25 protein-coding genes and 1 pseudogene are annotated in these 26,043 nt (G+C 56.7%); 16 read left to right on the top strand and 10 right to left on the bottom strand.

Annotated features, from left to right (window positions below; genetic code table 11):
- Window positions 1–2: 2 nt before the first annotated feature.
- Together EHO01S_RS08540 and rlmG are read right to left on the bottom strand one after the other, a co-directional pair.
- Window positions 3–1,163: a pyridoxal phosphate-dependent aminotransferase gene (locus tag EHO01S_RS08540; RefSeq protein ID WP_024523561.1), complete on the bottom strand. Its 1,161-nt coding sequence runs from the start codon at window positions 1,161–1,163 to the stop codon at window positions 3–5.
- 161 nt (window positions 1,164–1,324) lie between these two features.
- The gene (gene rlmG, locus EHO01S_RS08535) at window positions 1,325–2,482 is read right to left on the bottom strand and encodes a 23S rRNA (guanine(1835)-N(2))-methyltransferase RlmG (RefSeq protein WP_024523560.1); all 1,158 of its coding nucleotides are present in this window, start codon (window positions 2,480–2,482) and stop codon (window positions 1,325–1,327) included.
- A gap of 76 nt (window positions 2,483–2,558) precedes the next feature.
- On the opposite strand from rlmG, the gene EHO01S_RS08530 reads away from it, so the two are divergent.
- Both EHO01S_RS08530 and EHO01S_RS08525 read left to right on the top strand, forming a co-directional pair.
- Window positions 2,559–3,062 carry a M48 family metallopeptidase gene (locus tag EHO01S_RS08530; protein WP_024523559.1) on the top strand — a complete coding sequence of 168 codons (504 nt, stop codon included), beginning with the start codon at window positions 2,559–2,561 and terminating at the stop codon, window positions 3,060–3,062.
- 55 nt (window positions 3,063–3,117) lie between these two features.
- Window positions 3,118–4,098: a Gfo/Idh/MocA family protein gene (locus tag EHO01S_RS08525; protein ID WP_024523558.1), complete on the top strand. Its 981-nt coding sequence runs from the start codon at window positions 3,118–3,120 to the stop codon at window positions 4,096–4,098.
- 13 nt (window positions 4,099–4,111) lie between these two features.
- Here the strand turns inward: EHO01S_RS08525 and EHO01S_RS08520 are convergent, their stop codons facing one another.
- On the bottom strand, window positions 4,112–5,026 hold the full coding sequence (locus EHO01S_RS08520; RefSeq protein WP_024523557.1) for a DMT family transporter: 915 nt from the start codon (window positions 5,024–5,026) through the stop codon (window positions 4,112–4,114).
- A 404-nt stretch (window positions 5,027–5,430) separates the two neighbouring features.
- On the opposite strand from EHO01S_RS08520, the gene EHO01S_RS08515 reads away from it, so the two are divergent.
- Both EHO01S_RS08515 and sstT read left to right on the top strand, forming a co-directional pair.
- Complete coding sequence (locus EHO01S_RS08515; RefSeq protein ID WP_024523556.1) at window positions 5,431–6,399, top strand: TerC family protein; 969 nt, start codon at window positions 5,431–5,433, stop codon at window positions 6,397–6,399.
- 353 nt (window positions 6,400–6,752) lie between these two features.
- A complete protein-coding gene (gene sstT, locus EHO01S_RS08510; protein WP_024523555.1) occupies window positions 6,753–7,994 on the top strand; it encodes a serine/threonine transporter SstT in 1,242 nt (413 codons plus the stop codon).
- 44 nt (window positions 7,995–8,038) lie between these two features.
- On the opposite strand, the gene EHO01S_RS08505 is transcribed toward sstT, so the two are convergent.
- The 4 genes from EHO01S_RS08505 to uxaC form a co-directional block, all read right to left on the bottom strand.
- Entirely contained in the window at window positions 8,039–8,563 is a 525-nt protein-coding gene (locus EHO01S_RS08505) for a YgjV family protein (RefSeq protein ID WP_024523554.1), read from the bottom strand.
- A gap of 62 nt (window positions 8,564–8,625) precedes the next feature.
- A complete protein-coding gene (locus EHO01S_RS08500) occupies window positions 8,626–10,116 on the bottom strand; it encodes a UxaA family hydrolase (protein ID WP_024523553.1) in 1,491 nt (496 codons plus the stop codon).
- A gap of 18 nt (window positions 10,117–10,134) precedes the next feature.
- Window positions 10,135–11,613: a tagaturonate reductase gene (locus EHO01S_RS08495; protein WP_024523552.1), complete on the bottom strand. Its 1,479-nt coding sequence runs from the start codon at window positions 11,611–11,613 to the stop codon at window positions 10,135–10,137.
- Window positions 11,614–11,712: 99 nt separating this feature from the next.
- On the bottom strand, window positions 11,713–13,122 hold the full coding sequence (gene uxaC / locus EHO01S_RS08490) for a glucuronate isomerase (RefSeq protein WP_024523551.1): 1,410 nt from the start codon (window positions 13,120–13,122) through the stop codon (window positions 11,713–11,715).
- 517 nt (window positions 13,123–13,639) lie between these two features.
- Between uxaC and EHO01S_RS08485 the strand changes: the two genes are divergently transcribed.
- From EHO01S_RS08485 to nrdG, 11 genes are all read left to right on the top strand, one after another.
- Window positions 13,640–14,935, top strand: a complete 1,296-nt coding sequence (locus tag EHO01S_RS08485; RefSeq protein ID WP_024523550.1) for an MFS transporter — start codon at window positions 13,640–13,642, stop codon at window positions 14,933–14,935.
- 180 nt (window positions 14,936–15,115) lie between these two features.
- Complete coding sequence (exuR, locus tag EHO01S_RS08480) at window positions 15,116–15,883, top strand: transcriptional regulator ExuR (RefSeq protein WP_024523549.1); 768 nt, start codon at window positions 15,116–15,118, stop codon at window positions 15,881–15,883.
- Window positions 15,884–16,161: 278 nt separating this feature from the next.
- Window positions 16,162–16,551, top strand: coding sequence for a fluoride efflux transporter CrcB (crcB, locus tag EHO01S_RS08470; RefSeq protein ID WP_024523547.1), 390 nt, complete (start codon window positions 16,162–16,164; stop codon window positions 16,549–16,551).
- Window positions 16,552–16,742: 191 nt separating this feature from the next.
- A complete protein-coding gene (locus tag EHO01S_RS08465) occupies window positions 16,743–17,207 on the top strand; it encodes a hypothetical protein (RefSeq protein ID WP_024523546.1) in 465 nt (154 codons plus the stop codon).
- A gap of 101 nt (window positions 17,208–17,308) precedes the next feature.
- Complete coding sequence (locus EHO01S_RS08460; protein WP_024523545.1) at window positions 17,309–17,989, top strand: DedA family protein; 681 nt, start codon at window positions 17,309–17,311, stop codon at window positions 17,987–17,989.
- A gap of 1 nt (window position 17,990) precedes the next feature.
- Complete coding sequence (gene mzrA, locus EHO01S_RS08455) at window positions 17,991–18,404, top strand: EnvZ/OmpR regulon moderator MzrA (protein ID WP_024523544.1); 414 nt, start codon at window positions 17,991–17,993, stop codon at window positions 18,402–18,404.
- Window positions 18,405–18,679: 275 nt separating this feature from the next.
- Window positions 18,680–18,985, top strand: coding sequence for an ElaB/YgaM/YqjD family protein (locus EHO01S_RS08450; protein WP_005281437.1), 306 nt, complete (start codon window positions 18,680–18,682; stop codon window positions 18,983–18,985).
- Entirely contained in the window at window positions 18,985–19,389 is a 405-nt protein-coding gene (locus EHO01S_RS08445) for a phage holin family protein (protein WP_024523543.1), read from the top strand. The genes EHO01S_RS08450 and EHO01S_RS08445 overlap by 1 nt, the downstream gene beginning before the upstream one ends.
- A complete protein-coding gene (locus EHO01S_RS08440; RefSeq protein WP_024523542.1) occupies window positions 19,386–19,673 on the top strand; it encodes a YqjK family protein in 288 nt (95 codons plus the stop codon). Before EHO01S_RS08445 ends, EHO01S_RS08440 begins: the two co-directional genes overlap by 4 nt.
- A gap of 430 nt (window positions 19,674–20,103) precedes the next feature.
- Window positions 20,104–22,242 (top strand): anaerobic ribonucleoside-triphosphate reductase, encoded by a 2,139-nt coding sequence (gene nrdD, locus EHO01S_RS08435; protein ID WP_035370381.1) that lies wholly within the window; start codon window positions 20,104–20,106, stop codon window positions 22,240–22,242.
- Window positions 22,243–22,294: 52 nt separating this feature from the next.
- Entirely contained in the window at window positions 22,295–22,759 is a 465-nt protein-coding gene (gene nrdG, locus EHO01S_RS08430; protein ID WP_024523540.1) for an anaerobic ribonucleoside-triphosphate reductase-activating protein, read from the top strand.
- A gap of 7 nt (window positions 22,760–22,766) precedes the next feature.
- Here nrdG and EHO01S_RS08425 read toward each other — a convergent pair whose 3' ends face one another.
- A complete protein-coding gene (locus EHO01S_RS08425; RefSeq protein ID WP_024523539.1) occupies window positions 22,767–23,411 on the bottom strand; it encodes an NAD(P)H-binding protein in 645 nt (214 codons plus the stop codon).
- A gap of 19 nt (window positions 23,412–23,430) precedes the next feature.
- A complete protein-coding gene (locus tag EHO01S_RS08420; protein WP_081702245.1) occupies window positions 23,431–23,934 on the bottom strand; it encodes a YhbP family protein in 504 nt (167 codons plus the stop codon).
- Window positions 23,935–23,958: 24 nt separating this feature from the next.
- Between EHO01S_RS08420 and EHO01S_RS18250 the strand changes: the two are divergent.
- Window positions 23,959–24,225: pseudogene (locus tag EHO01S_RS18250) on the top strand (GIY-YIG nuclease family protein); the annotation flags it as partial.
- Between the two features lie 37 nt (window positions 24,226–24,262).
- Here EHO01S_RS18250 and putP read toward each other — a convergent pair.
- Entirely contained in the window at window positions 24,263–25,747 is a 1,485-nt protein-coding gene (putP, locus tag EHO01S_RS08415; protein ID WP_024523537.1) for a sodium/proline symporter PutP, read from the bottom strand.
- Between the last annotated feature and the right edge of the window lie 296 nt (window positions 25,748–26,043).

The following is a 26,043-nucleotide window of genomic DNA, read 5'->3' as shown; positions in this document are numbered from 1 at the left end:
GCTTAGACCCAACCTTGGCGACGGAAGGCATGCAGTTGCGTGACAAACAACTGCATCTCCTGCGGCGTCCCCAAGGTCAGGCGATTCCAGTTCGTTAACGGTGGGAAAGGACGGCCGACCAGGATGTGATGCTGCTTCATGCGAGCCTGGTAATCCGCGACGTCTCCCGTCACCCGATGAAAAACAAAGTTTGCCTGCGACGGCAGATATGCCAGTTGTAACTCATCCAACGCCGTGCAGACGATCTGGCGGGCAAGATCGGTATTCTTACGGCTCTGCTCCACAAAGTCCCGATCCTGTAGTGAGGCCAACGCGGCGACAGCCCCGGCGGTGTTGGTGTTATCCAGCGACATCAGCGCTTCGCTCTGTGCCGCTACCCCCGGCTGCGCTACGCCATAGCCAACCCGTAGCCCCGCTAGGGCATACAACTTGGAGAAAGTGCGCGTCACCAATAGATTCTCATGCCCCGCCTGCACCAATTCGATGGCGCTGCGAAATGCCGGATCGCTCACGAATTCGGCATAGGCCTCATCGATGACGAAGAACGTATCTGGTGGCGCTTGGCTGATCCAGGCCGCCAACTGATCGGCTGGCGTGATGGTCGCCGTGGGGTTATTCGGATTACACAGATACACCAACGACACCCCCTTAAAGGCCCGCGTACGGCGTTGCATCTCCACCAACGGGAAAGCCAGCTGTGCATCCAAGGGAACCTTGACCACCTCGACGCCTAACGGGCGCAGATACAGTTCGGCGTAATTAAAGGTGGGATCAGGCACCACCAATTGCACCGCTTTCCCCTGGCGCTGCGCCGCGATCGCCTGAGACTGCAAGACGGCCTGAATGCACTCAGAAGAACCATTTCCTAGGGAAATATGTTCCGGTGTCAGCGTCCACCTCTCGGCCAACGCGGCGATCAACGCCTCGCGTGCCGCATCGGGGTAACGAAAGGCAGCAGGCAAGGCCGCCACGATAGCCTGCTGCGCCAGTGGTGACATGCCCAACGCATTCTCATTGAAGTTCAATGCCAATGGGTGGGCGGCATCCGGCGCCACGCGCGGATGAACGGGCTCCGCCTGCGCCCGGGCGAGACCGAGCGGGCCGGATAACGACAGGGCCCCGAACAGGGCGGCGGAAGACTTGAGTAGCGTTCTACGATCCATGAAAAAGTCCTTTTCGTGTCCTCCCCACGCCGAACGGCTAACGCGCCAGCGTAAAGGAGGAAAATGAATGGCTACGATAGGCCAATAGCGCCGCTACGCAGCATAGCGTAAAAATACGCCATAACCAATAATCATGCTCGAAAAACGACTATATATTCAATCTAGCGTGGCGAGTTAGCCGTCTTCACAGCCTTGAGTACCACGAACTTACGGTTCATACCCAGCGTGATACAGTTGCCAAACAACCGGCGCAGTTTCTGATAATAATCCAAATGACGATTACCGACGATGTACAGTACCCCATTGCGTTTCAGGCAACGTCGAGCCGCGACGAACATGTCCCAAGCCACCTGGTCGGTGATGGAGTGTTGCTGATGGAACGGCGGATTACATAGCACCGCGTCCAGCGAACCGCCCTCACGTCCAGCTAAACCATTGCCGACCCAAAATTCGCTACGCGCCAGATCCTGTGGCCGGTTGTGTTGCACATTGAGCCGGGCTGAGGCCACCGCCATATAAGATTCATCGGCAAACAGCACCCGCGTCTGCGGACAAACCTGCAATACCCTCAATCCCAGTACTCCATTACCACACCCCAGATCGGCCACCTCGCCCACGAGATCATCCGGCAGATGTTGCAGGAAAAAACGCGCGCCGATATCTAACCCAGTGCGGGAGAACACACCTGCATAGTTATGCATCACATAGTCGGTCTCATCCAGCGGCCAGACGGTGGTCGCCGCTGCCGGTGCCGGGTTACGCGGCGCCACCTGGCAATGGATCAGACGCGCTTTCTTCCAGGCCAATGAGGTATGGGTATCCCCGAGGATCGACTCAAACAGCTGTAGCGTCGAGGTATGGATATCACGCGCTTTAGCCGCGGCGATGATCTGGGTATCTGCGCGCACTACCGCGCGTAACGCGTGCAGTTGCTGCTCCAACAACGCCAGCATCTTGGGCAGCTTGATCACGACCAGTCCCGGCGCCTCGGGCAAAGCGCTCAAGCTGTCCAACAGAGTCACCGCCGTCTCGTCCAACCCATTAAGCTGTAAGTTATGACGCGTCGCCAATTGGCTAACATAGGAGTCACTCACGGAATAGGGACGCCAGGCATGCAAAGCGCAAGCTAATGCGCCGAAGGCATCGTTGAAAATGATCACCGGACGCCCCTGCACCTTGGTCAGCTCGACTTGTTGCAGTAGATACTCGTCCGCGGCCTCCCAAGCCTGTAGGGACGGATCGTCTGACTGACGGGGAAAACGCTCCAGCGTCAGGTCGGTGATGGCCGGACAACCGGCGCTGGATTCGAGTTGGCTCATCGCCCCTCCGCAAAATCGCCCGCCGACGGCGGGCATCAAGTACAATAGTCCACTATTGTACCTGAAGGAGGGCCAAATGACGTCCCTGAGTTACCTTGCCGGTTATCCGGAATCCCTGTTGGCACAGGTGCGAACCCTGATCGAGCAACGCCGCCTGGCACAGACACTGCGGCGACGTTACCCCCAGTGTCACGACATCACCACCGATCGTGCCCTGTATGCCTATGTCATGACACTCAAGAACCGTTATTTGCGTAATGCCTCGCCCCTCAGCCGGGTGCAGTACGATAGCCGCATTCAGGTGATCCAGCAGGCGCTGGGACTGCATAGCGCCGTCTCTCGCGTGCAAGGCAGTCGCCTGAAGGCCAAGGCGGAGATCCGCATCGCTAGCCTGTTCCGCCAAGCGCCCGAACCCTTGTTGCGCATGATCGTGATACATGAGTTGGCCCATCTGCGCGAGAAAAACCATGATAAGGCGTTCTACAGTCTCTGTTGCCATATGGAGCCGGACTACCACCAGTTAGAGTTCGACGCACGCCTCTATCTCACCTGCCTCGATGTTGAGGGCGACGTATATTGATCGCGTAATGAATATGCTAGCCTGATGGATAATTTTTATCCTTAGGGAGACTGCCATGATCCGCCTCGCCATCATCGGAACCAACTGGATTACCCGACGCTTTGTCGATGCCGCGCTGTCTTGCGGCCAGTACCGTCTCAGCGCCGTCTATTCACGCAGCCTAGAGCAGGCCAGCGCCTTCGCCGCCGACTACGGGACGATGCACTGCTTCGATAGCTTAGAAGCGTTGGCGCGTAGCGCCGACGTCGACGCCGTTTACATCGCCAGCCCCAACGCCCTACACAGCCCGCAGACCTTACTGATGCTGAGCCATGGTAAGCATGTCATCTGCGAGAAACCCCTCGCGTCGAACTATGCCGAGGCACAACGAGCCTTCGACTGCGCGCGCGCTCACGGCGTGGTACTGTTCGAGGCTTTCAAAACCGCCTATCTCCCCAATTTTGAGGTGGTACGCCGCACGTTGCCGCGCCTGGGACGCCTGCGCAAAGCATTTCTCAACTACTGTCAGTACTCCTCGCGCTACCCGCGCTATCTGAAGGGCGAGAATCCCAATACCTTTAACCCGGCGTTCTCCAATGGCTCCATCATGGATATTGGCTTCTACTGCCTGGCCAGCGGCGTAGCGCTCTTTGGCGAGCCGCAGCGGGTCAGTGCCGGAGCGACGCTGTTGGCATCAGGTGTCGATGCGCACGGTCACGTCGTCATGAGCTATCCCGATATCGAGGTCTTGCTATTCCACTCCAAAGTCAGCGATTCGGCACTCCCCAGCGAAATCCAAGGAGAAGAGGGCAGCCTGGTGATCGAGCATCTCTCACAATGCCAGCGGGTAACGCTGATACCGCGCGGCGGTGTCGCGCAAGAGATCGGGGTGTCGCAGTGTGAAAATACCATGGTGTATGAGGCACAGCACTTCGCCCGCCTGATCCGCGAAGGACGGATCGCCCATGCCGGCGTCGCGCGAGCGCTCTGCACCGCCCGCCTGTTGGATGAGATCCGCCGCCAGACCGGCGTGATCTTCCCCGCCGATAACGCCTAACGGCGCAGGGCCACTAGCGGCGGCTACGGGTACGCTGCGCTTGTGGCCCCGACGTCTTGATACTGATCGCGGCGAGCGCCAGCACGATTAAGACAATCCCGCTGCCCTCGACCGCGCCGGGATTCTCCCCCAGCAACCACCATGAGAACAACACGCCACAGACCGGCACCGCCAAGGTGCTCAGACTGGCAATCCCGGCCGGTAAGCTCTTCAACACAAACAGCCACAGACTCCAAGCCAACGCCGTCGCCAGGATAGCGCTGTAGGCCAATGCCCAAAATACATAGGGTTGCCAATCCACGCTCCGCTGCGGAACCAGCCAAGCCACCACACTCATCACCACGGCGGCGTACAGCATCTGCCAGGTGGTCAAGGCCAACAAATCAATACCGGGATAACGGGCGTACATGCGTTTCGCCACGATGGCGCTCGCCCCCCAACTGATCCCGGAGAGCACCGCCAGCAGCGCGCTCTGCAACGAAGAAAAGTCCAACAACCAGGGCTGTAACACCAACAATAATCCGATGGCGGCGACCACGATCGCGCCGTACTGTAGTCGGCGCATCCGCTCCCCCAAGAACAACGCCGCCATGATCACTACCCAGAATGGCATGGTATAGCTCAGGATGGCGACCTTACCGGCGCCGCCACTCATCAACGCCCACTGCGCCAGACCGACCATGCCGCAAGTCTGTAGCAACGCGATGGCCAGGGTGTAGCCAAACGGGGTCGGCCGCATGCCGCGCCCTCGCAGGCGTAGCACCAGCAATAACAGCAACGCGCCGCAAATACAGCGCAACGCAGTAAAGTCGAATGCGCCGATATACAGCGTCACCTGCTTCATCGCAATCCAGCTATAGCTCCAAATTAGCGTCAGGACGATCAGGCCGCCGATCGCGAGGGGATGGGTTTTCCTTGCAACTGCCATGACATTGCCACCGTTATGCTTATCTCTTCAATTAACAGGTCACTATAACGGCTTCAGCCCCGAGTTGCATGGCTGCAACAGGCATTGCTTATGCAATATTGACCTGAATAACGCCGTTCTGATAGCTAACTATCGTGACTGACTCGGACAGGGATTGACCGCTGACACATTTTGCATTATTTTCTGCGCAGCAAAGGGGAGTAACTTCTAATTTGCCGGCTAATCGTCATTACGGTGCGCACCCGCACCCGGTTACCGGGCAACCTCGCCGGCTCTCGCCGGCAACTGCGTTGTAAGTGAGACCTTGCCGGAAGGCGAGGTGTCTGCGATGCATGGTTAATAAACATACTGCCGCGGTCCGCCCTCCGACACCATCGGCCGATTAACCATTAAAGGATCCTTCCATGCTCAACTCCGTCGGCACTCCCTGGTTGTGGGGGAGCTTCGCCCTGATCATCGTCATCATGCTGGCCATCGACCTGCTATTGCAGGGGCGCCGAGGCGCTCAGGCCATGACCATGCGTCAAGCCGCCGTCTGGTCGCTGGTCTGGGTCAGCTTGGCCCTGCTGTTTAACGCCGGTCTGTGGCTCTACTTGAGTGAAACGCTAGGGCGTGAGATCGCCGACCAACAGGCGTTGGCCTTCCTCACCGGTTACCTGATCGAAAAAGCGCTAGCGGTCGATAACGTCTTCGTCTGGCTGATGCTGTTCAGTTACTTCGCCGTACCGGCCAATATGCAACGCCGTGTATTGGTCTATGGCGTGCTAGGTGCCATCATCTTGCGTACGGTGATGATCTTCGCCGGTAGCTGGCTGGTGACTCAGTTCCAGTGGATCCTGTATCTGTTCGGCGCTTTCCTGTTGTTCACCGGCATCAAGATGGCGATAGCCAGCGACAACGAAGGTGACCTCGGCGATCGTCCGCTAGTGCGTTGGTTGCGTCGCCATCTGCGTATGACCGACCGTATCGAGAGTGAGCACTTCTTCACCCGCCGTAACGGGGTGTTGTTTGCGACACCACTACTGCTAGCGCTGATCTTGGTCGAACTGAGCGACGTGATCTTCGCCGTCGATAGCATCCCTGCGATCTTCGCCGTGACGACCGATCCGTTCCTGGTACTGACCTCTAACCTGTTCGCCATCCTCGGGCTGCGTGCCATGTACTTCCTGCTGGCCGGTGTCGCCGAACGCTTCTCACTGTTAAAGTATGGCTTGGCAGCGATCCTGACCTTCATCGGTATCAAGATGCTGATCATCGACATCTACCACATTCCGATCGCTATCTCGTTGGCAACCGTTGCCGGGATCCTGGCGTTGACCCTGCTGATTAATGCCTGGGTTAATCACCGGCGCGCGATGCGCACTCCCCACTGATCATCAACGCTCCGGTGTGCTACGCCGGAGCCTTTCCTCCCGTCAAACCCACTACCTTTTGCCGCAATAAAATAGAGTAATAGTTGGTTATTGCTATTTTTTTAGTGGCTTATTCTGACACCCGTTTAGGTCGATGTGAGCGCGGTTGGCTTTTCCGCGAACTTTGATGTGAATTGGTTAAAAAAACACGTTAAATATATTTTTTATGTTAAAACATAAGCACCGCGACAGAATTTTATAAATTGGTCGTTCCCTATTGAGCCGATTTCCCTATACTGGGGTAGCAAACACATTTAGTTACAGGTTGTCTGCTAGACAGACAGGCTAAAAATATAACAAGTAGGTAATCGATTATGGAAAGACAATCTGGGTTGGTGCGCTTTATCCTGCGCGGTAGCCTCGTCGGGCAAATCATGGTGGGGCTTATTCTGGGTATCGCGCTGGCTTCGTTCTCGCCCTCCGCGGCCGTCGCCGCCGGTCTGTTGGGTTCGCTGTTCGTCAGCGCGCTGAAAGCCGTCGCACCGGTACTGGTCTTCATCCTCGTCGCCGCGTCCATCGCCAATCACCGTAAAGGGCAAAAGACCAATATGCGTCCCATCGTGCTGCTGTATCTGCTCGGGACGTTTGCCGCCGCGTTAGTGGCGGTAGTTATGAGTTTCCTCTTCCCTTCTGAACTGGCGTTGGTCGGACACAACAACGATATTACCCCGCCAGGCGGTATCGTCGAGGTGATCCAGACGCTGCTGCTGAACGTGGTGGATAACCCCTTCCGCGCGCTGGCTAACGGTAACTTCATTGGTATCCTGGCCTGGGCTATCGGCCTAGGAGTGGCATTACGCCATGCTTCCGATACCACCAAACGCGTGGTCGGTGATCTCTCCTATGGCGTGACCTTTATCGTTCGAGTGGTGATCCGCTTCGCCCCGTTGGGCATCTTTGGCCTGGTCGCCTCGACCCTGGCCGAGACCGGTTTCGATGCGCTGTGGGGCTACGCCCATTTGCTGGTGGTGCTGATTGGCGCCATGCTGATGGTGGCGTTGGTGCTTAACCCGCTAATCGTTTTCTGGAAAATCCGTCGCAATCCTTATCCGCTGGTCTTCACCTGCCTACGTGAGAGCGGCCTAACCGCCTTCTTTACTCGCAGCTCGGCCGCCAATATTCCGGTGAACATGGAGTTGTGTAAGAAGCTGAAGCTGAACGAAGATACCTATTCCGTCTCCATTCCGCTAGGTGCCACCATCAACATGGCTGGCGCGGCGATCACCATCACCGTGCTGACGCTGGCCGCGGCACACACCCTAGGCATCACCGTCGATCTGCCGACCGCGCTGCTACTGAGCCTGGTCGCCGCGATCTGCGCCTGCGGAGCCTCCGGTGTGGCCGGCGGTTCGTTGCTGCTGATCCCGCTAGCGTGTAGCCTGTTCGGCATCAGTAACGATGTCGCCATGCAGGTGGTCGCCGTCGGCTTCATCATCGGTGTACTCCAGGACTCCTGTGAGACCGCCCTTAACTCCTCTACCGACGTGCTATTTACCGCTGCCGCCTGCCAGGCGGTGGAGGCATCGAGCAGCCAGACCACGGCTGAACTGAGTTAATCACTAACCACACCGAATGGGTGCCGAAAGCGGCACCCATTTTTTTACATGGCGCGGAAAGGATCGATACCACGCCGTTGCATGCGGTAGAAGCGCACAATGTTATAGCCATTGATCAGCAGAAAGCTCCCCTCGATCAGTGAGCCGCCTAGCGACCCCAACCACAGGTTATGGATCACCCAGCACCCGGTCGAGCACCACATCACACAACGCGTTGTCAGGCCACGGCAACGAAACAGCGCCCAGGTACTGGCGAGGGTGCCGGCGATCGGCAACACTTCGAGCGGATGCTGCAACTCTCCGCCCCCCAGCACCAGAGTTAGTACGATAAACACGGCCATCACCCACAGGTTGCGCGTCCGCGTGGCGATGACCGAGCGGATCGCATTCAACTCGGCACTCATTCCAGCGGCACTGGCTCCCATCAGGAAGAAATGTGCACCAATAATGGCACTGTACAGCGCCAATTGCAGACGAAAACGTCGTTCATCGCGGTTAAAGAAGGTCGTGATGCCGACCAGAAAGGCGACGATCCCCACCCCCTGGGCAACCAGATACGCGCTGTTCATGTCCCTGATCCCTTCAGGATAAGAGGCCCCTCATGGCACCTCCGACGGCAGATGATAGCCGGTTACAACGTGACACCACTCTTAAAGATCGCCAACTCGCGGAAATCGTTCTTTTCATTACAGGTCGCTTCACCTTCGGCGATCTTGGCGATCAGATCGATAAACGCCTCCAACAGTTGATCCAAAGAGTGACCATGCAGTAACTGCCCGGCATCAAAGTCGATCCAGTGTGGTTTCCTCTGTGCCAACGAACTATTGGTCGCCAGTTTGACCGTTGGCACAAAACCGCCGTATGGCGTGCCGCGTCCGGTGCTGAACAACACCATATGGCAACCGGCGGCAGCCAGAGCGCTGGTGGCAACCGCATCGTTGCCCGGTGCGCTGAGTAAATTCAGCCCCGGCGTACGCAGGCGCTCACCGTAACGCAGTACATCCATCACCGGACTCTGCCCGGCCTTTTGGGTACATCCCAGCGATTTCTCTTCTAACGTAGTGATGCCGCCAGCCTTGTTGCCCGGTGAGGGGTTTTCATAGATCGGCTGATGATGGTCGATGAAGTAGCGTTTAAAGTCGTTCACCATGGTCACCGTCTTATCGAAAGTAGTCTGGTCATGGCAACGACTCATCAAGATACGCTCGGCACCAAACATCTCCGGTACCTCGGTCAGCACACTGGTGCCGCCGTGGGCGATGACATAGTCGGAGAAGCGCCCCAACAGTGGGTTGGCGCTGATCCCCGAGAAACCATCGGAGCCACCGCACTCCAGGCCGAAACGCAACTCGCTCAACCGTCCCGGCTGACGCTGGTCGCGGCACATCCGCGCATACAGCTGCTGCAATTGCGCCACACCAGCTTCCACCTCATCCTCCTCCTGCTGACAGATCAGGAAGCGAACCCGTGCCGGATCATAGTCGCCCAACGTCTCACGAAAGGCGGCGATCTGGTTGTTTTCACAGCCCAACCCCACCACCAGCACGCCGCCGGCATTAGGATGGTGCGCCATATTCTGCAACAGCGTGCGGGTATTCAGGTGATCGTCGCCCAACTGTGAGCAACCGAAAGTGTGACTAAACAGATGTGCGCCATCGATCCCCGGCGCACCATCGCTATCTCGCAGGAAACGTTGCAACATCTGACGCGCGATGCCGTTGACACAACCGACGGTCGGCAGGATCCACAATTCGTTGCGGATCGCGACCTCTCCGTTAGCACGCCGATACAGCGCGACCGCCCGATCTGCCGGTTGCGCCGTTGGCGCGACGAAGTCGGGCTGATAGTGATAATCGTCCAGATCGTTGAGATTGGTACGCAGATTATGGGCATGCACATGATCGCCAGCAGCGATCGGTGCCAGGGCGTGGCCGATCGGTAGACCGTACTTGATGATCAACGCCTGCGGCGCCAGATCACACAACGCCAGTTTATGCCCGCAGGCAACCGCCGCACGTAGCGTCAACGCCATGCCATCGCAGCAAATCGTCTCGCCGCAGGCCAAGTCACGCAGGGCAACCGCCACGTTATCCTGAGGATGGATCTTAATAATGCTTTGCATAGAAGTTGGCTCGTTCCCTTAACCACAAGAAACTGACAAGGCGCTCAGCGCCGCACGCATACCCTGCTGCTCGATGGCCTGTAGCGCCGTGCTCACCTGTTGCGCTAAGCCCGGCACCTGATTGAGGTCGTGCCCCCAGTGCCCCTCATCGCGCAGCACTGCGGCGACCAGCTCATCCAGACGCAATTGTCCCGCACGCACCGCCTGCCAGCCATCAGCATAGAATGTCAGCCAGTGGGCATCGTCCTGCAACGCGTAACGTTGCCCATCACGCTCACCGCGATAAAAGGCGATCAGCGCCGCCAAGGCAAAGCTCAGACGCACCGGCGGTTGCCCCTGTTCGTCGCAATAGGCCAACAACTGCGGCAGGAGGCGGGTACGGAACTTGGTCATACCGTTAAGAGCGATAGACAACAGTTGATGCTGGATATAAGGGTTACGGAAACGACTAAGTACCGCTGCCGCGAAGGCATTCAGCTCCTCGCTAGGTAGGTCAAGCTGCGGGACGATCTCCTGGAAGATTGTCTGCTCTACGAAGGCCGCTACCTGGTCATCATCCATGCTCTGCCCTACGGTATCCAGGCCAGCCAAGTAGGCCACTGGCACCAACGCGGTGTGGGCACCGTTCAAAATCGCCACCTTACGCTCCTTATAGGGGCGAATATCGTCCACGATACGGATATTTAACGCGGACTGCGTGGCGGCGTAAGCATCCAGCCGTAGCGCCTGCGCCAGCCATTGCGGCCCTTGGATGACAAACAGATAGAAGTACTCTGCGCTGTCGAGGAAATCATCCTGGTACCCCAGATCGTCGCACAGCGCCGCTGCTTCCTCCCGCGGATAACCAGTGACGATGCGATCGACCAAGGTCGAGCAAAAGGTATTGTGCTGGCACAGCCAGTGACGGAAGTCGGCCGGTAAAGCCCACTGCTCGGCATAGCGCAACACCAACTCACGCAATGCCTCACCGTTGTAGTCGATCAGCTCGCAAGGCAGCAATAGCCAACCTTTGTCCGCCGCACCGGCGAAGTGGCAGAAGCGTTCATACAGCAGACGGGTCAGCTTAGCCGGGAAGCTAGACGGCGGAGCGTCCGTGAGGCTATCTCGCTCGGCATAGCTGATGCCGGCCTCGGTGGTATTGGAGAAGACAAAGCGGATATTGGGATCGCGCGCCAGCGCCAGAAACTGATCGAACTCTCGGTAGACATTCAACTCGCGATTGACACTACGGATCACACGCTGCGTGGCGACCGCTTGCCCCTGCTCATCCAGGCCGCGCACCAGCGTGGTATACAGGCCATCCTGACGATTCAGCGAGGGCGGGAAGTCACTGTCGATCGGCCGCACGACAACAATGCCAGCATCGAGATCGGTATGTTCATTCAGCAAGTCTAACTGCCAGTCAACGAAGGCGCGCAAAAAGTTGCCCTCGCCAAACTGGATCACTTTGTCGGGGTGTTGGCGACCGGGAAAGTTGCGACGATTCAGGGTTTGCATCAGGCACGACCTCAATAGCAGGCCTTCCGCCCTGCGGCGGCCCGCGACAATCAATGGGAATCGGCCACGACGACGTCGTAGCCGAAATCTTAGCGGCGATTACACCTCAATGGCGAAGTAACGCTTGGCGTTGTCGAAGCTGATGTTTTTCACCATCTCCCCCAACAGCGCGATGTCTGCTGGCGCCTCCCCCTGAGCCACCCAACGGCCAATCATCTGACACAGGATGCGGCGGAAATATTCGTGACGGGTATAGGAGAGGAAGCTACGGCTATCCGTCAGCATTCCGACGAAGCGGCTCAACAGACCCAACTGGGCCAGTTGGGTCATCTGACGCTGCATACCATCTTTCTGATCGTTGAACCACCAGCCGGAACCAAACTGCATCTTGCCCGGCATACCTTCGCCCTGGAAGTTACCGATCATGGTACCCAGCACCTCGTTGTCGCGCGGGTTCAGGCAATACAAAATGGTCTTCGCCAGACCACCGTTACGGCTTTGGGCATCCAACAGACGGGAAAGCGGCTGGGCGACCGGTGCATCGTTGATCGAATCGAAACCGATGTCCGGCCCTAGGCGCTCAAACATCGGCGTATTGTTGTTACGTAACGCGCCGATGTGATACTGCTGCACCCAGCCGCGTTGCCGATATTCCGCGCCGAGGAACACCAGAACTGCCGTCTTGAACTGGGCGATCTCCGTTGCGCTGGGCACGCCGCCGCTCAGACGCCGCACCAAGATCGCATCCAGCGTCGCCTCATCCGCCTCGCCATACAGCACCACGTCCAGGGCATGGTCGGAAACCTTACAGCCGTGTGCGGCGAAGTAATCCAGGCGCACCTTCAGCGCCTGACACAGATCGGCGAAACGCGTGATGTCGACATCCGCTACCGCGCTCAGTTGGCTAATGTAGTCAGGGAAAATAGCAGCATCGATATTGAATGCTTTATCGGGGCGCCAGCTAGGCAATACTTGAGTAGTGAAACTGCTATCGGCGGCGATCGCCCGGTGGTGACGCAGATCGTCAATCGGGTCGTCGGTAGTGCCGACCATCTTCACATTCATCTGACGCATGATACCGCGTGCCGTAAACGCCTCATCGGCCAGTAGGTGGTTACAGCGTGTCCAAATAGCTTCCGCCGTCGTACCGGATAACAAGGTGTCACAGATGCCAAACGGACGACGCAGTTCCAAATGAGTCCAGTGGTACAACGGGTTGCCAATAGTATGCGGCACAGTCTCCGCCCATGCCTGAAACTTCTCACGATCGCTGGCATCGCCGGTACAGAAACGTTCGGCCACACCATTGGTACGCATCGCTCGCCACTTATAGTGGTCACCCTTCAACCAGATGTCATACAGGTTTTCAAAACGATAATCTTCGGCGATCTGCTCCGGAGGAAGGTGGCAGTGATAATCGAAAATAGGCTGTTCAGCCGCGTAATCATGGTACAAGCGGCGGGCAAATTCGGTATCAAGCAAAAAATCTTCGGTCAAAAACTGAGACATGATCGGGTTCCTCAGATGCGGTGGATGCACTCGCTCGGGGGTGCGCTGGCGAAAGTTATCACACCAATTTAAAAGTTAGTCCAGAACTTTATCCAGCTTTGCGGACTGTATGACAAAAAACGTCTTATCATGGCGACAAAAGCGTCAGCGCGGTCACACATAGACGCAATAAATTATGATGATCATTATTCCGTAATCCAATTATGGTTTTTGTGATAGCTCTCAATCTTTGAATCTGTATGACAAGTTATCTTGGCCGTCGCAGTAACTCGGCTGAGTGTCAACCAATTTAGCCCATTGTGGTTTGACCAATATTCAGCAAGTACACCGTAGCGGGTTATCCGTCCATTCACTACATCACTGTCAGGACGTAGTGGTTTACCGGTGTGCGTCATCATTATTCCTTGCATAAGGACACACTAACCATCGCCCCTAACTGTCAAGAGGGGTATAGGCCGTCTTATGTCAATAACGGTGGGCGATACGGTTAAATCATGAAACAGGGGAGAGAGTTTAAATGCGTAAAATCAAAGGATTACGCTGGTATATGATCGGCCTGGTGACCATTGGTACGGTACTTGGCTATCTAACGCGCAACGCCATCGCCGTCGCGGCACCCGCGCTAGAAGATACGTTACACATCACGACCCAGCAGTACTCCTATATCATCGCCGCCTATTCTGCCTGCTATACCATCATGCAACCGGTGGCCGGTTATGTGCTGGATCTATTGGGTACCAAAGTCGGTTACGCGGTATTCGCCCTGCTGTGGGCGCTATTTTGTATAGGCACCGCATTGGCTAATAGTTGGGGAGGTCTAGCCATTGCACGCGGCGCGGTAGGCATGGCCGAAGCGGCGATGATCCCTGCCGGCCTCAAAGCCTCCTCGGAATGGTTTCCGGCCAAAGAGCGCTCGATCGCCGTCGGTTACTTTAACGTCGGCTCCTCTATCGGCGGGATGATTGCACCACCGTTAGTAGTATGGGCGATCATGGTGCACAGCTGGGAAATGGCCTTCATCATCACCGGCGTGCTGAGCCTCGCCTGGGCGATTGGCTGGCTTATCTTCTACAAACAACCCAAAGATCAGAAGCGACTGAGCGAAACCGAGCGCCAGTACATCCTCAGCGGTCAAGAGGCGCAACATCAGAGCGACAACGCCCAACGCATGTCAGCCTGGCAGATCCTGCGCAATCGCCAATTTTGGGGCATCGCCCTACCGCGTTTTCTTGCCGAACCGGCCTGGGGTACCTTTAACGCCTGGATCCCGTTGTTCATGTTTAAAGCCTACGGCTTCAACTTGAAAGAGATCGCCATGTTCGCCTGGATGCCGATGCTGTTCGCCGATTTAGGCTGCATCGTCGGCGGTTATCTGCCGCCACTGTTCCAAAAGTACCTCAAGGTTAACCTCATCGTCTCACGTAAGCTGGTAGTGACCCTGGGCGCAGTGCTCATGATCGGCCCCGGAATGATCGGCCTGTTCAGCAGTCCCTACATCGCCATCGCCTTGCTATGTGTCGGGGGATTCGCCCATCAGGCGCTCTCCGGATCACTGATCACGCTTTCCTCCGATGTGTTTGGCCGTAATGAGGTGGCAACGGCCAACGGATTGACGGGCATGGCGGCCTGGACCGCCAGCACCCTGTTCGCCCTGGTGGTTGGTGCGCTGGCCGATAGCATCGGGTTCAGTCCGCTATTCGCCACCTTGGCCGTCTTCGATCTGCTTGGTGCTCTGCTCATCTGGACGGTGCTACAGAATCGTAACGCGAATACCCCATTACCATGTACGCTGCCCGCTAACGTGAATGCCTAGTCCATTCTGCGCTAATCATCCGCCATGAAGCGGGTGATTAACGCCCCTTATTTTGTGCGAGGGGGTCACACTCCGCATGCGTGCGGCTGGTGACAACAGCGTGAAAAGTGGTATAACAACTCGCATCATGACTTCGAGTCATCCGATATCTGCCTCTTCACCCCCTAACCGAGCACGAATATGGAATGCACGAGACTCTATCAACAGCTGGCCGCCGAACTGAAACAACGCATTGAAGGCGGTGTCTACCCTGTCGGCGATAAACTACCCGCCGAGCGCTTCATCGCCGAGGAGATGGATGTCAGTCGTACCGTGGTGCGCGAAGCCATCATCATGCTAGAGGTCGAAGGGTATGTTGAGGTGCGTAAAGGCTCCGGTATCCACGTGATCAACAACCAACCCAAGTCACTGATTCAGCCTGATACGACCATCGAGTTTGCCAGCGCCGGGCCATTCGAACTGTTGCAGGCTCGCCAGTTGATCGAAAGCAATATCGCCGAGTTCGCTGCAACGCAAGTCACCAAGCAAGACATCGTCAACCTAATGGCAATCCAGGAGCGAGCACGCCAGGAGGATCGCTTCCGCGACTCGGAGTGGGATCTCAAGTTCCATGTTCAGGTCGCCCTGGCAACGCAAAACAGTGCGATGGCAACCATCGTCGAGAAGATGTGGAGCCAGCGTATTCACAACCCCTACTGGCAAAAATTGCACGAACATATTGATGATAAATCGATCGAAAGCTGGTGCGAAGATCACGACAAGATCCTCAAAGCGCTGATCCGCAAAGATCCGTATGGCGCCAAGATCGCCATGTGGCAACATCTGGAGAATACCAAGCAGATGCTGTTCCACGCCACCACCGATGATTTCGAGTTCAACGTCGATCGCTACCTCTTTGCCGAGAATCCGGTGGTACATCTGGATGCCGTCGCCAACGGCAATAAATAACTGCCCATTGTATCCGGCACAAAGAGGCTCCTATAATATCTTCAGGTGATGGTGCTCCACCTTTAATTCATGAGATGGATTAAAAACCGCCGGGGATAGTCGAGAGCAAACCAAGATAGGACATCACGTCCGCTTCCGCTGCTCCCTGCCCCGCGCTGATGACGCCTGGCAAAACGACGCGTTTCTCCGTCATCGGCGGGGCGTGCGCTTGCCCGGCGTTGTACGTTTTCCGCGGCCTGCGTATTCCCCCATAACCAAGGTTTGTAAAGGAGTCCGCCATGAATTATGGCCTCACACTATTGGTCGTCGCCTGCGGCGGCGCGCTCGGCGCCATCAGCCGCTTCCAAATCACCAACTGGTTCGCTGCCTGGTTTGGTAATGCTTTCCCCTATGCCACCCTTACTGTCAACGTCATCGGCTGCTTCATCATGGGCGCTCTGGTCTCCATGCTAAATAGCGGCGCGCTGATCGCGCCACACTGGCGTCCGCTGATCGGCGTGGGCTTCCTCGGCGCACTCACCACCTTCTCGACCTTCTCCTTCGATACCTTCGCTCTCTTTAGCGAAGGATTCTGGCTGAAAGCAATGATGAATGTGCTGTTAAATCTGATCTTGTGCATGGCGGCCGTCAGCGCCGGTTACTATCTGCTCATGTCCCGTAGCGCCTGATATTGACGAATCGGGAGAAAGTCCGTTATATCAGTCTGTTCCGCTGATTTTGTCCTACAATACCGGCGGACAGACAGTGTATAATTTGCACGAATTTACCCGATAAATCCCTCTTTTGGGCTGTTTCAGCGCCAACGATTTTGCTAAAGTGAGCGCCTGTTTTTCTGTCTGTATCCGGAAACGACAAAATATTGAAGCGTGTAACCTCTGCCTCCTTATTGCTATTGCTCTTCTGCTGGGCCGCCACGGCCATCGGCAAGATGGGGGTATGGCATTATCAGGCCGCGGCCTCGCTTCCCCTCAGCCAGTTTCCATGTAATACAGCGGGCTACCACGCCGATTATCGCGAACCGACTGACAACCTCTACCTGCGTCGCCTTCAGCACAACCGCAAGATCAGCGCGTTGATCCGTTCGTATCAATGCGGCGGTAGCGAAGTCGAGCGCAATGGCATCATCCCGCCCAACATGGCACCGCCGGAAACGCGTCGTCCCTACACGCCTCAGGCGCCGGGTTACGACGGCGATGATGCTCGTCTATCACGCATTCTGTTGCGCACCCTCCAACTTCCGCCGCATCATCATCGGCTAGGAGGCTGGAAAGAAAGCAACATCCTGTATCGCGGCCAAGTGACCTATCATCCCGCGTTTGCCTAAACTCATGGTGTTATATGAGACGAACGTTGGCTACGGGCCCCGCTGCTATCAGCGGCTAAAACGGTAAACGTTCTCTCCGCAATCTCTGCTAGGAATTCGTGATGGAAATTATTCAACAACTCATTACCGCCCTGTGGCATCAGGATTATGAAACGCTAGCGAATCCCGCGCTGGTCTGGACGATCTACGGCATTCTTTTCGTGATCCTATTTCTGGAAAACGGTCTGCTACCGGCTGCCTTCCTCCCAGGCGATAGCCTACTGATCTTGGTTGGGGTCTTGATCGCCCGCGATACGATGGACTTCCCCCTGACACTCCTGGTGCTGACCTCGGCCGCCAGCCTAGGATGTTGGCTCGGCTACTTGCAGGGACGATGGCTGGGGAATACCCATCTGGTGCAAAAATGGTTATCTCATCTTCCCTCGCACTACCACCAGCGTGCCCATCAATTGTTCCATCGCCATGGTCTCGCCGCCCTGCTGATCGGCCGTTTTTTGGCGTTTGTTCGTACCCTGTTGCCGCTGATCGCCGGACTATCGGGATTGAACGCCGCACGCTTCCAGTTCTTCAACTGGGCCAGTGGGTTGCTGTGGGTCCTGATCCTAACCACCTTGGGCTACATTTTGGGCAAGACACCACTGTTCTTGCGCTATGAAGATCAACTGATGAACCTATTGATGCTGCTGCCGCTGGCCCTGTTGTGCTTCGGCTTGGGCGGATCACTGCTGGTTCTGTGGCGGAAGAAACATCGCCAGCCCAGCGGCAAAAGCCCGAGGGAATAACGTGAGCCAGGCATATCAACCGCCATGCATACCTCGCTGGGGCTGGAAGCGTCTATTCGGTCTACTGCTCTTCATCGTCGCGGCACTGGCGGCGGTGATCCTGCCGCAGCTGAGCCATAAAGAGGTTTCACTACACATCCGCGCGACCCATAGCGGCCTGGCGATACCCGACGGCTTCTTTGTCTATCAGAAACTGGATGAGAATGGCATCGACATCGCCAGCATTACCCCGGATCGAGACGGTCTCGTCGTGCAACTGGCTCGGCCAGAGCAACACACCTTAGCGTTACAGGTTCTACTGCGTGAGCTGCCTCCCGGCTATAGCATCGCTGATAAGATCCTACATCGTTCGCTACTCCATAAGAGCGAACGCCCTGGCGCGGCGCTCTCTTACAGTGGCGGCAACGGCCAGTGATCCCGTGGCGGGTGCCTGGTGCCCCGCCGCCTCTTCGCTCGTTAGCGACGCACGAATGAGCGCGCCCATTGGCATATGACATCCCGTTCAATCGAGCCTCTCGCTGGACACCGACGCATTTCCCGCCAGAGATGGCGAGCGGGCAAGCAAACTGTCTGCAATATTTTACGATAAAGCCAATTTATTACAGACTGTTGACGCGCCATACCCTTTGCACTCTCCCGAAAAGCCAGCTATGTTGAAGGTCCATGTCAGTAACGTGAAGGAGCGTAACAATGGCTAACGATTCCACCGCTGAACATCTGCGTGCCGAGCTAAAATCTCTGGCCGATGCATTGGAAGATGTCCTCAACTCATCCACCGATAAACCCAAAGCCGAACTTGAAAAACTGCGTGCCCGTGCCCACGATGCGCTGCACAACAGCCGTGAGCGCCTGAGCCAGGCCGGCGAGAACGTCGCCACCCAGACCCGTGAAATGGCTGGGCGTGCCGATGACTACGTGCGCGATAACCCGTGGACCGGTGTGGGTATCGGTGCCGCCGTGGGCGTGGTGCTCGGCGTATTGTTGGCGCGTCGCTAATGGTCGGCGAGTCATCCTCTGCCCAGGGTTCCACTCCCGGGATCTTGGGTAGTGTCCGGCGTGTTGTCACCTTGCTGGCTGGCATGGCGGAAACCCGTGTGCGTCTGGCAGTAGTCGAGCTGGAAGAAGAGAAGGCAAATCTGATCCAGCTGTTGCTGATGGCAGGCATCACTTTGTTGTTCGCTGCTTTCGCTCTGATGAGCCTGCTGGTGCTTCTGTTCTGGGCAGTCGATCCCAGCTACCGACTGTTCGCCTTGGGGCTCGCCACGGCATTGCTCTTCCTATTGGCGATCATCGGCGCGCTATGGACACTCAGTAAGGCCCGCCGCTCAACCCTGCTCTCGGCCACGCGCCAACAACTGGCGATCGATCGTCAACTGCTTGAGCGCAAGGAGAAACCATGAGTCGTCATCGTCAGGCGTTAGCCGGCGAAAAGGCGCTGCTGTTGCAGCAAATCGCCCTACAACGTCTGGATCTCCATCGTGAGGTCATGCATGTAGAGCAATTATGCCAACGTCTTGAACGCGGCTTAGGCGTGCTCTGGCGTCTACGTCGCCCTCTCGCCCTCGCCGGCGGTGTGATTGCCGTCTATGCGGCACGTCGTCCCTCGCGTCTGTTACGTGGTGCGAAACGCATCGTCGCCCTGTGGAGCGCACTACGCCTCGCTCGGCGCAGCCTCTACCCTTGAATCCCTCTTTCCGTTCTCTGCATTGATGTGTCGGCAACGAGCGGCCTGCCGCAACAGAATCGGCTACAGATCTCCCCCCACCGCTCAGCCCGGCCTCACCTGCCAAACAGGGTAATACTGGCTGTATGGTTAGTGCGTTTTTTCTACCCAGGCTTACTATTCTCCAGCGAAAAAAGGCGCGAAATCACCGTCTGTATAGCGATTCTACCGAAGCTAAAAATCCTTGATTTAGGTCAATCAAATTTGCTTTATAAAATCAGCGTTCCCATATATAGTGTCTGAAATTAAAGTGAACAACTACATATAGTAGTTATCCACAGAGCATCCACATGTGCCGCGTGAAGCCTTATCGCACGCGGCTTCGTGTTGTGGATAACCGGTAGATGGTTAACGGATGCCATACATACCACAATCACAGGAGCAAAAAACGGTGAAACCTATAGTGATTAAACGGGACGGTTGTCAGGTGCCCTTCAACGAACAGCGTATCAAGGAAGCGGTGCTGCGCGCATCGCAGGCTGCTGGCGTAGATGATGCGGATTACTGCGCAACCGTTGCCCGCGTAGTCGCTATGCAGATGGCCGATCGCGAACGTGTCGATATCAACGAAATTCAGAACGCCGTAGAGAACCAGCTGATGGCGGGCGACTACAAGCAGCTTGCACGCGCCTACATTGAGTACCGTCATGACCGCGACGTCGCTCGCGAACAACGCGGCCGCCTTAACCAAGATATCCGTGGCCTGATCGAACAGAGCAACCCGGCGCTGCTCAACGAAAATGCCAACAAAGATAGCAAAGTGATCCCGACCCAGCGCGACCTGCTGGCCGGCATCGTCGCCAAACACTACGCCAAGCAACACCTGCTGCCACGCGATGTAGTGCAGGCGCATGAGCGTGGCGAGATCCACTATCACGACCTCGACTACTCGCCTTTCTTCCCGATGTTCAACTGCATGTTGATCGATCTGAAAGGAATGTTGACCAACGGCTTCAAGATGGGGAACGCGGAGATCGAGCCGCCCAAGTCCATCTCTACTGCGACCGCCGTTACCGCCCAGATCATCGCGCAAGTGGCCAGCCATATCTACGGTGGTACTACCATTAATCGCATCGATGAAGTGCTGGCACCGTTCGTCACCGCTAGTTTCGAGAAACACCGCAAAATTGCCGAGCAGTGGAATATCCCGGATGTCGAAGGCTACGCTCACGCTCGCACCGAAAAGGAGTGTTATGACGCATTCCAGTCGCTGGAGTATGAAGTAAATACGCTACATACCGCCAACGGTCAAACTCCGTTCGTCACCTTTGGCTTCGGCTTGGGCACTAGCTGGGAGTCGCGCATGATCCAGCAGTCGATCCTGAAGAACCGTATCGCCGGTTTGGGCAAAAACCGCAAGACCGCGGTCTTCCCCAAGCTGGTGTTCGCTATCCGCGACGGGCTCAACCACAAACTGGGCGATCCGAACTATGACATCAAGCAACTGGCCCTGGAATGCGCCAGCAAGCGAATGTACCCGGACATCCTCAATTATGATCAAGTCGTAAAAGTCACTGGCTCGTTCAAGACGCCGATGGGTTGCCGCAGCTTCCTCGGGGTTTACCAGGAAAATGGCGAGATGATCCACGACGGGCGTAACAACCTGGGTATCATCAGCCTAAACCTGCCACGTATCGCGCTGGAGGCCAAGGGTGACGAAGCCGCCTTCTGGACACTACTCGACCGCCGGCTGGAGCTAGCTCGCAAAGCATTGATGACGCGTATCGCTCGTCTAGAAGGGGTCAAGGCGCGTGTAGCGCCGATCCTATACATGGAAGGTGCCTGTGGTGTGCGTCTGAAAGCCGACGACAATATCGCCGATATCTTTAAAAATGGCCGGGCCTCTATCTCGCTGGGTTATATCGGCATCCATGAGACCATCAATGCTCTGTTTGGCACCGAGAAACATCTGTTCGATGACGAGACGCTGCGCGCCAAGGCCATCGCTATCGTCGAACGTCTGCGTCAGGCGACCGATACCTGGAAACAAGAAACCGGTTATGGTTTCAGCCTGTATAGCACGCCGAGCGAAAACCTGTGTGATCGCTTCTGCCGTCTCGATACCGCCGAATTCGGCGTGATCGAGGGCGTGACAGACAAGGGGTACTACACCAATAGCTTCCACTTGGACGTGGAGAAGCAAGTCAACCCGTACGACAAACTGGACTTTGAGGCGCCCTATCCGCCATTAGCCAACGGTGGCTTCATCTGCTATGGCGAATACCCCAATCTCCAGCACAATCTGAAGGCGCTGGAGGATGTCTGGGACTATAGCTATCAACGCGTACCCTATTACGGAACCAACACGCCGATCGATGAATGCTATGAGTGTGGCTATACTGGCGAGTTCGCCTGCACCAGCAAAGGCTTTAGCTGCCCGAAATGCGGCAATCACGACTCCGCCAAGGCATCGGTGATCCGCCGGGTGTGCGGCTACCTCGGTAGCCCGGATGCTCGTCCGTTCAACGCAGGCAAGCAAGAAGAAGTGAAACGCCGCATCAAGCACCTGAATAACGGTCAAATCGGTTAATCGCGTCGTGCGACGCCGGCCGCTCGCCGGCGTCCATGCAGGACAAAACGCCATGAATTATCATCAGTACTACCCGGTCGATGTGGTCAACGGCCCCGGAACACGCTGCGTGCTGTTCGTCGCCGGTTGCGTCCACCAGTGCCCGGGGTGTTATAACAAGTGTACCTGGCGTCCAGACTCAGGCATCCCCTTCGGGGCGGAAATGGAAGATCGCATCATCGCCGACCTCAAGGATCAACGTATCAAGCGCCAAGGCCTATCACTGTCGGGAGGCGATCCGCTCCATCCCAACAATACGGCGGCGATCCTCCAGTTGGTGCAGCGAGTACGTGCCGAATGCCCCGGTAAGGATATCTGGCTCTGGACCGGATACCGTCTGGAAGAGTTGAACGCCGAGCAACAGGCTATCGTGGATCAGATCAACGTCCTGGTCGATGGCAAGTTTGTCCAGGCGCTAAAAGACCCGATGCTGATCTGGCGAGGCAGCAGCAACCAAGTTATCCACTATCTGCGTTGAGGCGTGCTTAAACGTCGCAACGCTCGGTGAGGCGTACCAGCTGTTCCGACTCCAGGATCTGTAAGCGATAGGGCGCGGGATGTAACGCACAATGCAACATGGCCCGCGCTACGCTATCGGCCTCCACCGCGCGCCACTTTTCCGGTAATAAGCGGAAGAAAGGTTCGGAAAGTTGTTCCAATAGGCGCGGCTTAGCTCGTTCCCCTTGAAGCAGTGACGGCCGTAACAGCGTCAAACGATGCCACGCCTGCAACTCCAGTGCCTTCTCCATCTCGCCCTTAGTCCGACTATAAAGGAAAGGAGACTGAGGATTGGCGCCAAGCGCGCTGACGACCACATAATGCTGACACCCATGCTGTAACGCCACCTCGCCGCATTCCACAACCAACGAATAGTCGACATAGCGAAAGGCGCTATCGCTGCCTGCCGTCTTACGGGTCGTTCCCAAGCAGCAAAAAGCCAGGTCGCAAGGGCCCTGCCAGGCCAACATGGCGCGACAGATATCCGTTTCCACGGGATTAATCAATTTCGCGGATGGTGCTAGCGCCGTACGGGTCGGCGCATAAATCTGTGAGACGCGGGGCTCTTGTTCCAATAACGCCAATAATGTCTGCCCGATCAGACCCGTAGCGCCAAGCAGTAATACGTTCATCGGTTATTCCTCCCTCTTCTCAGTATACGCCCTCTTCATTCTGGCGCTGCCAATGACGCTTGTGCGCGAAACCACAGCGATTATCGGTCATCTTGACGCGCATCAGACGCAGTGCCCAGATGGGGGCGGATCTCAAACGTGCCAACGGAAAGCGGCGATAGTAGCAGCGCCGCGCCCAAGCCTCGTCATCCCCTGCCAAGCAGGCGATATGCGCAGTGAATTGTATTCCCTGAATCTGTGCTACATTGCGCGTCTGGCGTGCCACCGTCCCAGCAACACGCGGATTGGCCGACATCAATTGACCATGCTGCGACTGGGGGGAGGTTAACAGATACAAAGTCATTGACGCCGCATCTAAGGCGTAAAAACAACTGGCGCACCACAGCGCCTCACCCTGACCGGTCGCCAGCGTCACCACATGTTGCCGCGCCAAGAAACGCCGCACCACCGCCAGATCCTCCTCCAGCCCCTCGCCACCGCGGGACTCGTCCCCGGCGCCGTCGTCGCGTAAACTGGAACTCATCACACTCTCTCGCAGGACATTGCCATGACTGACACTGTAGCGCATAACCGCTGGTATCTGTATATATTGCGTACCGCTACGGGCGCGTTGTATACCGGCATCACCACCGATATCCCGCGCCGTCTTGCACAGCACCAGGCCGGACGTGGGGCCAAGGCGCTGCGTGGTAAGGGGCCGCTAACACTGGCGTTTCATGCCCCCATCGCAGCGCATGCCGAGGCACTCAGCCTGGAGTACCAAATCAAACGACTGAATAAAAAACAAAAAGAGAGGCTGGTCATCGACCAACCTCTCTCTCCGTGGCAATGGCTAACCGAAAACGGCCAACTTACTTCGTCAGGTAAATACGATTCGCCTGAGCAAAACGCGCTCGCATCTGCGGCGACGCCCCCTTACCCAGTAGGCTGACCACAATAATGGCTAGCGAAGCCAACACGAAGCCAGGGATGATCTCATACAGGTGGAACCAGGCATACTGCTTCCAGACCACCACCGTCACGGCTCCGACCAACATACCGGCCAAGGCGCCATTGCGCGTCATGCCCGGCCACAATAGGGAGATGATGATCACCGGACCAAAGGCGGCGCCGAAGCCGGCCCAGGCATAGCTGACCAGATCGAGCACATAGTTATCAGGATTAGCCGCCAGGGCAATAGCGATCAGGGCGATCACCATCACCATGCTACGGCTGACGATCACCAGCTCACGCTGATTGGCGTGTTTGCGCAGAAACGCTTTATACAGATCCTCGGTCACCGCGCTGGCGCTCACCAACAGTTGACAACTCAGGGTACTCATTACTGCGGCCAGAATAGCCGACAACAGAATGCCAGCGATCCAAGGATTAAACAGTAACTTGGACAGTGAGATAAACACCCGCTCCTTGTTTTCCTGTACCTCCAACGCCAACTGAGGATGCGTCGAGAAGAAGGCGATGCCGAAGAAGCCGACCGCTACCGCACCGCCCAGGCAGAAGATCATCCAGATGATACTGATACGACGCGCCTTGCGAATGGTGTGATGCGAATCCGCCGCCATGAAGCGCGCGAGAATATGAGGCTGACCGAAATAACCAAGCCCCCAGCCCATCAGCGAGACGATCGCCACCCAATCCAGACCACGGAATAGATCCAAGTAGGCTGGACTCTGCTGAGCAATAGCACTCATCGCGTCATCGAAGCCTCCAACGCTGACGATCACCATCAGTGGGGTGAGGATCAGAGCGAAGATCATCAACGTCGCCTGTACAGTATCCGTCCAACTGATCGCCAGAAAACCACCGATGAAAGTATAGGCGATGGTCGCTGCTGCACCCGCCCATAACGCGCTCTGATAACTCATGCCGAAGGTGCTCTCGAACAGGCGAGCACCCGCGACAACACCGGAGGCACAGTAGACGGTAAAGAACACCAAGATAATCAACGCGGAGATCAAGCGCAGAAGACGCTGTTCATCGTCGAAACGTTGGGTGAAATAATCCGGCAGCGTTAGGGCATTATTGTTCAGCTCGGTGTGTACCCGCAAACGCCCCGCCACGATGCGCCAGTTTAGGTAGGCGCCGAGCACCAACCCAATGGCTATCCAGCTCTCCGATAGCCCGGCCACCAGCACGGCTCCCGGCAACCCCATCAGCAGCCAGCCGCTCATGTCCGAGGCTCCCGCGGACAACGCGGTGACCACGCTGCCCAAGCGCCGCCCGCCGAGGATATAGTCAGAGAAGTTATGGGTGGCACGATAGGCCAACAGGCCGATCAGAATCATACCGAAGATATAAATCAGAAAAGTGATTAGTGTCGGTGTATTAACACTCATCCTGTACCCCTGTCATCACGGTGTCATGCACCGCTTTTTTTGTTGTCAAAAGAGGCGCTGTCCACGGCATCAGACGACCGACGCGGCACGCCTGGTACGTGCCCGCCAGGGCGCTAACCCAGCATGCATAGTGCGATGCGACAGTGAAACGCCTAATACGCGATCAGGCGCGGAGAAAAGCGCAGAAGATGGCGATAAATGCGTGGAGCAGGCAAAGCTACTCGTCCGCACGCCAGTCAGCGCGCGGGGGGATGCATGATAGACCCAGCGGGGAAGAACGACAAGCGTTCAGAAGA

Origin of the sequence: Edwardsiella hoshinae NBRC 105699 = ATCC 33379 (assembly GCF_000474215.1) — a bacterium.
GTDB classification, from domain to species: Bacteria; Pseudomonadota; Gammaproteobacteria; order Enterobacterales; family Enterobacteriaceae; genus Edwardsiella; species Edwardsiella hoshinae.
The sequence above is the reverse complement of the archived record's forward strand: the minus strand, read 5'-3'. Positions and strand labels throughout refer to the sequence as shown.

Bases quoted from the DNA above. Each gene is read 5' to 3' on its own strand.
- EHO01S_RS08540 (WP_024523561.1), bottom strand. From the start codon at position 1,163: ATGGATCGTAGAACGCTACTCAAGTCTTCCGCCGCCCTGTTCGGGGCC.
- rlmG (WP_024523560.1), bottom strand. From the start codon at position 2,482: ATGAGCCAACTCGAATCCAGCGCCGGTTGTCCGGCCATCACCGACCTG.
- EHO01S_RS08530 (WP_024523559.1), top strand. From the start codon at position 2,559: ATGACGTCCCTGAGTTACCTTGCCGGTTATCCGGAATCCCTGTTGGCA.
- EHO01S_RS08525 (WP_024523558.1), top strand. From the start codon at position 3,118: ATGATCCGCCTCGCCATCATCGGAACCAACTGGATTACCCGACGCTTT.
- EHO01S_RS08520 (WP_024523557.1), bottom strand. From the start codon at position 5,026: ATGGCAGTTGCAAGGAAAACCCATCCCCTCGCGATCGGCGGCCTGATC.
- EHO01S_RS08515 (WP_024523556.1), top strand. From the start codon at position 5,431: ATGCTCAACTCCGTCGGCACTCCCTGGTTGTGGGGGAGCTTCGCCCTG.
- sstT (WP_024523555.1), top strand. From the start codon at position 6,753: ATGGAAAGACAATCTGGGTTGGTGCGCTTTATCCTGCGCGGTAGCCTC.
- EHO01S_RS08505 (WP_024523554.1), bottom strand. From the start codon at position 8,563: ATGAACAGCGCGTATCTGGTTGCCCAGGGGGTGGGGATCGTCGCCTTT.
- EHO01S_RS08500 (WP_024523553.1), bottom strand. From the start codon at position 10,116: ATGCAAAGCATTATTAAGATCCATCCTCAGGATAACGTGGCGGTTGCC.
- EHO01S_RS08495 (WP_024523552.1), bottom strand. From the start codon at position 11,613: ATGCAAACCCTGAATCGTCGCAACTTTCCCGGTCGCCAACACCCCGAC.
- uxaC (WP_024523551.1), bottom strand. From the start codon at position 13,122: ATGTCTCAGTTTTTGACCGAAGATTTTTTGCTTGATACCGAATTTGCC.
- EHO01S_RS08485 (WP_024523550.1), top strand. From the start codon at position 13,640: ATGCGTAAAATCAAAGGATTACGCTGGTATATGATCGGCCTGGTGACC.
- exuR (WP_024523549.1), top strand. From the start codon at position 15,116: ATGGAATGCACGAGACTCTATCAACAGCTGGCCGCCGAACTGAAACAA.
- crcB (WP_024523547.1), top strand. From the start codon at position 16,162: ATGAATTATGGCCTCACACTATTGGTCGTCGCCTGCGGCGGCGCGCTC.
- EHO01S_RS08460 (WP_024523545.1), top strand. From the start codon at position 17,309: ATGGAAATTATTCAACAACTCATTACCGCCCTGTGGCATCAGGATTAT.
- EHO01S_RS08450 (WP_005281437.1), top strand. From the start codon at position 18,680: ATGGCTAACGATTCCACCGCTGAACATCTGCGTGCCGAGCTAAAATCT.
- EHO01S_RS08445 (WP_024523543.1), top strand. From the start codon at position 18,985: ATGGTCGGCGAGTCATCCTCTGCCCAGGGTTCCACTCCCGGGATCTTG.
- EHO01S_RS08440 (WP_024523542.1), top strand. From the start codon at position 19,386: ATGAGTCGTCATCGTCAGGCGTTAGCCGGCGAAAAGGCGCTGCTGTTG.
- nrdG (WP_024523540.1), top strand. From the start codon at position 22,295: ATGAATTATCATCAGTACTACCCGGTCGATGTGGTCAACGGCCCCGGA.
- EHO01S_RS08425 (WP_024523539.1), bottom strand. From the start codon at position 23,411: ATGAACGTATTACTGCTTGGCGCTACGGGTCTGATCGGGCAGACATTA.
- EHO01S_RS08420 (WP_081702245.1), bottom strand. From the start codon at position 23,934: ATGAGTTCCAGTTTACGCGACGACGGCGCCGGGGACGAGTCCCGCGGT.
- putP (WP_024523537.1), bottom strand. From the start codon at position 25,747: ATGAGTGTTAATACACCGACACTAATCACTTTTCTGATTTATATCTTC.